This is a genomic window from Marinagarivorans sp., assembly GCF_982758155.1.
On sequence record NZ_CEXWTU010000284.1, the window covers coordinates 1 to 5,411 of the forward strand.

Consider the following 5,411-nt stretch of genomic DNA (forward strand, 5'->3'; position numbering starts at 1 on the left):
CAAAGCTTAGCCTGCCTTCTAGCGAATAGGCATCACAGCTATCGCTAAAACTAAAGGCCGCAAATTGCGCAGCGGCTGTGCAGTTGTTGCCAAAGGTTTTGTATTCATAGGTAGGGCAGGGCTCGGTGATACAGGCCACCGATGGATTGTGTTTTTTAGCGCACACAGGGTCAAATACGTCATCGCAGGCAACTGGTAGTGATTCGACCGGTGCGCCTTCAAGCTTGCCGCACTCTCCTTCAAATAACACCGTCGAGTTACTGCTATCGGCCTCGCACTGGTTGCCGTAGGTTTTGTGCAGTGGCGGGCAGGGGGTAGTTACGCATTGCACGGCTTGAGTGCCGCACACCGGGGCGTATTCCTTGGTGCAAAAGCCGGGTGTTGGGTTTTGAATCGGTAGTGTAATGCTGTTTAGCCCGCGGATGGTAACGCTGGAGCCATCTTCGGCAACGTCTACCAGAAGAGGATACTCGGCATGATTGGGCGTGTGCACATGCAACGCGCCCATATCACAGTCATAAAAGCCCGAATCTTCTTGTGTGCCATCACTGTAGGTGACTGAATTGGGTGCCTCGTTAAAAGTTAGGTAATAATCCATTTCGAGCGGGCTAGTTGCGGCATTTTGCAGTACATAATGGTTGCCCGCGACTTTGCTGCAATCACTGTAGTTGTCTGGCACGTGACCATAGGTATTGCTGTAGGTTTTTTCGCCGGTGCCGAGTGGGTCAAAGGTAAATTGGTAAAGGCGAGCGTCGATATCGAGCACATGCTCAACCTCGGGGCCATCATCCAAGGTCACAATCACTTGATCATTTCGGCAGGTGTAATTGCCGCTAATACCAAAGTCAGATTGTATTAACCTTACATCGCCATCCTCAAAGGTAAAGCGCCAATGCATTTGGCTGATGCCCTCTGGCGTAGCGCCGGCCTCGCCAAGTGTTGTCGCTATAAATGTAGCGCCGTTAAGCAATTTGCAGTTGCGGTAGTTCCAATATTCGAGCGATTCGCACTCGCCACCAAGACTTGGGTCATCAACAATTTCTGCATTCAAGCCGCGCACACCGCAGTAGTCTCTGGTACTAAACTCAACGGCACATACCATAGTGTCGTCGCATTCTGGGGTGATCATATAGCACGCTGGCGCCCCGGATGGCGGCATATCCGAGTCGCAAATATGGACGCTTGAGCTACTCGACGATTGCGCCTCGCTAGAACTTGATTGCTCAACACTAGAGCTTGATGATTGAGTGATGCTCGAACTGGATGACGAATGTGGTTCGATATCAATAGTGATGGTTGCGCCATCGCAACCGGCAAGAAGTGCCAGTGCCAGGCCGAGGCCGGTTGTTGCTATACCTGCTGCTGTTTTCATAAGTTTACCCGCAAGGTAAGTGATGCTCGCATTTTAGTCGTGCCAGCATGGGGAAACTGTTAAGAATTGTAAGAGTGTGAATCGGTTTTAATATGAAGGCTAGGTAGCCGCTGCTGTCGAAATTCGTTGCCTGTCTCGACATTCTTCTCCAAGCTTAATTTGATTAACTATTATAGCCTCGTCTCTAAGCCAATAACCCACCCACGGTATTACCGCCAATATTATGATTTATAGCGTAAGCATCGAGCACAGTTTTATAGACATCATTAAAGTTATGCTTTTGACTTATCTGCCCCGTGCGAAATAAATTGTTGCCGCCGGCTACTGCGTGAAAAATATTTCCGCTGTCTTCATGGTTTTTTCCGTATTCAGTGCCGAGTACTACACAGCTGTTGTCGAGTACTGTTTTGCCGTTGGGTTCAATCAAACTGTCCATTTTTTGTAATACATAGGCTAACTGGCTTACCACATAGTATTGATATACGCGCACCGAATTTTTAACGTAATTATGAAAAATGCCATCGTGCGGCGAGCTATTATCGAATACTTCACTAAAATTAAGGCTTTTATTGATTTTTTCTGCGGTGTAATTTCCGGTGAAGCGTAAATGTTCACCAGCACCAACAAAGACCATGCTGCCAAAACGCAGTGCGTCCATTTGAAACCCTAATGCAAAGAGGTCGCCATTTAGGCGAAAAGCCTGTTGGGCTTTTTGCCAGTCTACTTTTGGGCCTGTGGTGGGGCCGTTTTGGGCGTCGTAAAAGTTGATGTCACTCGGATCGGAGTAAGTGTTTTTTTGCGGCAAACCGTTGGTTTCCGTATTTTCAATTTCATCGGCGGCGCCATCGGCACTGGCGAGTTCTTTTTCGATGGAGCGTATTTGTTCTAGATGGTTAATGATTTTTTGCTTGGAATCGAAGCCTAAATACGAATTTTGTCCCGTGAGTGATTGGTACTGCGCTAAAACAGAATCTAATACGCTGCGCTGTATGCGCGACTTTAAATCCTGCGCGCCATTGTTGGTATTGGCATCGTAGCGGCCAAAAATAGCGTCGAACACTTTGCTGGGTCTGCGTTCGGGTAATTCGCCGGGGCTGCCATCGTTATTCCAGTGGCGGCAATATTGTGTAATAGATCCTGTGCGCGACCACATTCCAGCCGATTTAGATGGCAAGCCTGTAATTGAGGGCACCCCATTGGGGTGTAATGCCTGTCGCATAATTTGTTCGAGTGATGGGCCGCCGGCCTTCTTATCATTTGGCTGTTTTTGGCCAGTGAATTGTGATGCGCCGACTTTAAAATGTGTGGTTCCACTACCCGCTAAATTAGCGTCGCTTAGGTTAGAGAACATCATCATTTTATGGGCGATTGATTCGAGCGGTGCTAGCGGGCCATTCCAGAGCTCAGCTTGTAGGTCCGCTTCTATGCCTAAACCAAAGCTCATGGTTAACATCCGTTTGGGAATTGCGTCAGCGGCATTGGCTTTAGGCATAGCCTCTTCTAGCAACGGTAAGCCGACTAAAACACTACCGGCGCCTTTTAGCAGCATCCTGCGGGATACCACCGAGCGACGGCTGGCGCGGCTGGCTTGAGTGGTGTTGTACGAATTTTTTGGATCGATAGAATCGCGCATAAACTCGCTCCTTAATTGGCTACGGTCGTGGTTTGGTGGAATGCGGGGTGCAATGCGATAGCCTGAATTAACGCATTAAAGGTACCTCCATCCGCTAGATAATTTGCGTGCGCTTCGTTAATAGTATTGATATCTGTCGCGGCATGGCTACGCCCAGTGGCAAATGTCAGCATGTTTTGTGCAAAACAACTTGAGGTTTCTTCGTTTTGCGCAAGCAGGCTCATTAACCCTGCTACATCATCATAGGCGGTACCTTCGTCGCCATTCTCGGTTTGTAAATAACCGTGGCTAAAAAGGTCGCGCCCTTGTGAATCTTGTTCGGTATAGCGGCCTAAAACATCAAAGCGTTCAAAGGCAAAAGCGATGGGTTCGAAATTGCGATGGCAGCTCGCGCAGACGCCTCCTAGGCCAAAGCGATAATCTTTAGCTTGTCGTGGCGTCAGGTTTTTAGTGGCTGTCGCGGTATCATCAATAGCGGCTTGAATCCCAGAAGGTGGCTCTGGAATATGGCGGCATAAAATTCGCTCGGTCATGACTACGCCGCGCCCCACAAAAGATGTCGAGCCAATATTGGCCAGTAGGCCAGGGTGGGATAAAAAGCCTGTTCGCTGTGGTGCAGTACTGGTGTTATAAAGCTTTAAGCCTTCGCCTTTACTGGGTAAACCTAAATCGAGGGCCAGCCGCTCGGTGAGCATCATTGTTTGTGTTGTGAATAGTTGTTGTAACGCAATGGGGTTGGCGCCGACGCCAGAAGCCCGCTCTAGTGTTGCCATCAAGCTTGTTTTTAAATCGCTGGCTAACTGTGTGTCGGCATTTAATAGCGAAGCTGTTGAAGTAATTGTGTAGTCAGCCCAAAAGGTTGTGCGTGTTCTAGCAAAACGCGAATCTTGCATCATGCGATTAATTTGGCTTTTTAGCATCGCGGTCTTTAGGGGTTGATTTTGTAGGCTCTGTGCAAACGCGAGCAAGGGAGCGTCGGGTGTTGATTGCCATAAAAAATACGCGAGTCGGCTGGCAAGCTCGTAACCGTTTAATTCACGTGTGCCACCTTCAGCCCCTGTTTCTTGTTCTGGGCGATAAATAAATTGTGGGGCTTGCAGCATGGCGGCAATTACCGCACCTGCCGCATCGTTAAAGTTGGCGCCGTCTAGCGCTGCGACATCACTCAATAAGGTGCTGTAGTGGTTTTGTTCGGTATCGCTTAAGGGTCTTCTAAATAAATGCAAACCCAATACTTTAGGGAATTTTGTGGCGCAGGCATTACCGGTATCGTTGCAGCTGGCTAATTGCTGTGCAAAATTACTGATGTTTAACTGGGCAATAATATCTTGCGCTAATAAATTGTAGGCACGAGGATATTGCGCCTCCATACGTTGATTGTCGGCGAGGGTAATAAAACCTTTTTCATCAATAGATTCTACCGGCATGCTAGCGACAACCTCGGCGCCAGGACTAACGGAAAAAATATCGTAAACGCTATTAAGGATTTGTGGTGTAGTAAGGCGAGCCACTAAAGGCCGGCGAGGCTCCAGTTTTATACCGCCCGCGAGCAGATCGTTTTTGATGTGATCGGTAATTTTCTCAGCACAGGCTTGCAGGCAATCGTCTATAGCGGTGGGCGGCATTGTCGCCGTGATGGCATTGACCATTTGGTTAGCGGATAGCATATCGTTGTTCAGAGGAAAAATTTTGTCTTGTCCATCAAGCCCGTGGCAGCCAGAGCATAGATCAAGATACAAAAATGCACCCGTTAAGGTATTTGCGCTGGAACTCGACGCATTCACGCTGGAGGTAGTGGTTGTTGGTGAGCTTGATGTGGCGACACATGGGGCGTCGCCACAAATACAGACACTGTTGTCAGCGCCGCTATCACGGCAGTCTGTGGCTTGGGCGCCATAGGTGATTCGGCATTGATTGGTGGTATTGCATTGATCAACTGGTTGCATGGTGGCAGGCGCTGATGAGCTGTGATTAACGCTAGAGCTTATAGCGTTAGGCATGGACGCCATACTGGTGTTTGATTGCAGGCTGCTGGTCATCGCATTGTGACTGCTGCTACTCTCAGTTTCCCCTGTACAGGCGGATAACACAGCCGCCAAACTCAGTAGCCCCAGGGCTTTAAGCCAAGATGTCATACCCACCCCTCAATATTTTTCAGATACATAGGGTCATGTTAGGTCATATATGGTTGATTAAATACCAATTGAATCACATTCTTGTTGTTCGTATTGGCTAAGGTGTGTTGGCTTAGGGGGCGAGGTAATAGATTGTTTATCCAATTAGGCGAAGAGGGCCTGCAGGGAGGCAGGTTATTAGAATAACGTATCGAGGCAGGAGCCTCTTATTAGACATTGCACCGCCACACGGATGTGGCAGATTAGGATAACGCAGGAAATAAGATGGACC

Annotated in this window: 3 protein-coding genes; all 3 read right to left on the reverse strand. The window is 48.6% G+C overall.

All coding sequences use genetic code 11. From position 1 onward, the window contains the following. On the reverse strand, window positions 1-1,372 hold a 1,372-nt coding region (locus tag AC3A8L_RS19440), incomplete at its 3' end, for a Kazal-type serine protease inhibitor family protein (RefSeq protein WP_487963931.1). A 184-nt stretch (window positions 1,373-1,556) separates the two neighbouring features. Next, window positions 1,557-3,005, reverse strand: a complete 1,449-nt coding sequence (locus AC3A8L_RS19445; protein WP_487963932.1) for a DUF1552 domain-containing protein — start codon at window positions 3,003-3,005, stop codon at window positions 1,557-1,559. 11 nt (window positions 3,006-3,016) lie between these two features. Continuing rightward, window positions 3,017-5,140 carry a DUF1588 domain-containing protein gene (locus AC3A8L_RS19450; RefSeq protein WP_487963933.1) on the reverse strand — a complete coding sequence of 708 codons (2,124 nt, stop codon included), beginning with the start codon at window positions 5,138-5,140 and terminating at the stop codon, window positions 3,017-3,019. Window positions 5,141-5,411 lie beyond the last annotated feature (271 nt).